Annotated in this window: 3 protein-coding genes; 2 read left to right on the top strand and 1 reads right to left on the bottom strand. The window is 73.0% G+C overall.

Going from position 1 to position 2,078, the window contains the following annotated elements; translation table 11 throughout:
* Window positions 1-1,156 (top strand): FAD-binding oxidoreductase (locus tag CCN44_RS38550; protein ID WP_086703501.1); only part of this gene is annotated, 1,156 nt, incomplete at its 5' end.
* A gap of 8 nt (window positions 1,157-1,164) precedes the next feature.
* On the opposite strand, the gene CCN44_RS38545 is transcribed toward CCN44_RS38550, so the two are convergent.
* Entirely contained in the window at window positions 1,165-1,578 is a 414-nt protein-coding gene (locus tag CCN44_RS38545) for an SsgA family sporulation/cell division regulator (RefSeq protein WP_059249793.1), read from the bottom strand.
* A gap of 235 nt (window positions 1,579-1,813) precedes the next feature.
* Between CCN44_RS38545 and CCN44_RS38540 the strand changes: the two genes are divergently transcribed.
* A partial coding sequence (locus tag CCN44_RS38540; RefSeq protein ID WP_143650315.1) for a DUF2510 domain-containing protein occupies window positions 1,814-2,078 on the top strand: 265 nt, incomplete at its 3' end.

Below are 2,078 nucleotides of genomic sequence, written 5' to 3'. Positions count from 1 at the left end.
CCGCACCGGCCTGTCCGGCGGCGCCAACGCCATCGACGGCTGCATCGTGCTGTCCCTCACCAAGATGGACCGCATCCTGGAGATCAGCCCCGTCGACCGGATCGCCGTGGTCGAACCGGGCGTGGTCAACGCGGCCCTCTCCCGCGCGGTCGAGGAGCACGGCCTGTACTACCCGCCGGACCCCTCCAGCTGGGAGATGTGCACCATCGGCGGCAACATCGGCACCGCCTCCGGCGGCCTGTGCTGCGTCAAGTACGGCGTGACCGCCGAGTACGTCCTCGGCCTGGACGTCGTCCTCGCCGACGGCCGCCTGATGTCCACCGGCCGGCGCACCGCCAAGGGCGTGGCGGGCTACGACCTCACCCGGCTCTTCGTCGGCTCCGAGGGCTCCCTCGGCATCGTCGTCCGGGCGGTCCTCGCGCTGAAGCCCAAGCCGCCCCAGCAGCTGGTCCTGGCCGCCGAGTTCGCCTCCCAGGCCGCCGCCTGCGACGCCGTCTGCCGCATCATGGCCGGCGGGCACGTCCCCTCCCTCCTCGAACTGATGGACCGTACGACCGTCAAGGCGGTCAACGCCCTCGCCCGCATGGGACTGCCCGAGACCACCGAGGCCCTGCTGCTGGCCGCCTTCGACACCCCGGACCCCGCCGCCGACCTGGCCGCCGTCGGCGCCCTGTGCGAGGCGGCCGGCGCCACCCAGGTCGTGCCCGCCGAGGACGCGGCCGAGTCCGAACTGCTCCTCCAGGCCCGGCGGCTCTCGCTGACCGCGCTGGAGGCGGTCAAGGGCACGACGATGATCGACGACGTGTGCGTGCCCCGGTCCCGGCTCGGCGAGATGCTGGAGGGCGTGGAGCGGATCGCCGCCGCGTACGACCTCACGATCGGCGTCTGCGCCCACGCGGGCGACGGCAACACCCACCCCACCGTCTGCTTCGACGCCCGCGACCCCGACGAGTCCCGCCGGGCCCGCGAGTCCTTCGACGAGATCATGGCCCTCGGCCTGGAACTCGGCGGCACCATCACCGGCGAACACGGCGTCGGCGTCCTGAAGAAGGAGTGGCTGGCCCGGGAGATCGGGCCGGTCGGCGTGGAGATGCAGCGGGCGGTGAAGCAGGTCTTCGACCCGCTGGGCATCCTCAACCCGGGCAAGCTCTTCTGAGGCCGGGCTCACTGGGCGAGCAGCTGGTCGAGCGCGTCGTCGATGCCCAGCTGCCCGCCCTCCGTGCCCGGCGGCACCGCGCGCAGCGTCCGCTCCAGCCAGGCCGACACCTGCGGGACCGGCGCCTCCAGCAGCGCGTCGCCGTCCGGCGAACTCAGCGCCATCAGCACGACGGTGCGGCCGTCCGCCTTCGTCGGCCACACCCGCACGTCCCCCTGCCCGCACGGCCGGAACACCCCCTCCACCAGCAGCTCACGGGCGAACGTCCAGTCGACCGGGTGCTCGGAGTTGATGTGGAAGGCGATGTGGACGGCGTACGGATCGTCGGAGCGGTAGCTGAGCCGGGCCGGGACCGGGACGCTCCGCTCCGGCGACAGGATCAGCCTCAGCTCCAGCTCGCGTTCCACCACGGTGTGCTGCATGACCTGCGTTTCCTTTCTGGTCGGGGCCGCTCGGAGTGGGCCCGCAGCACAGGAGAGAAGGCAGGGGGCGGACCATTACGCGGGTTCCGGGAAATTCTTTTCGCGGACGGGTGAGAGCCGGTACGGGCGTTGCCCGGAAAGGGGTGGGTCCGGTGGGACTGGCGCTGCGGACTGCCCACGTCTGATAGATGTGGAGGCCCCCATCCCACCCCCGAGCAGATACGGGACGACGGACATGAGCGCCCCAACCCCGGCCCCAGGTGACGACCGGCCCCGCGAGGGCTACTACCCGGACCCGTCCATCCCCGGCTACGTCCGGTACTGGAACGGCGCCTCCTGGGTGCCCGGCACCAGCCGCCCGGCGCCGAAGGACGGCGAGCCGCTCACCCCGCCGCCCGGCGTCACCCCCGCCCGCCCGTCCGTGGAGGAGACGGGCCCGCACTTCTTCGACGAGGACCCGCCCGCGCAGCCCGGCGACACCGCGGACCGGCCGGCCGCGG

Origin of the sequence: Streptomyces tricolor, from assembly GCF_002155905.1 — a bacterium.
Classification (GTDB): domain Bacteria; phylum Actinomycetota; class Actinomycetes; order Streptomycetales; family Streptomycetaceae; genus Streptomyces; species Streptomyces tricolor.
Note: the sequence above shows the minus strand (reverse complement) of the source record. Positions and strands in the feature narration are given on the sequence as shown.

Excerpts from the sequence above, each read along its gene's own strand:
- CCN44_RS38545 (WP_059249793.1), bottom strand. The coding sequence starts at position 1,578 with ATGCAGCACACCGTGGTGGAACGCGAGCTGGAGCTGAGGCTGATCCTG.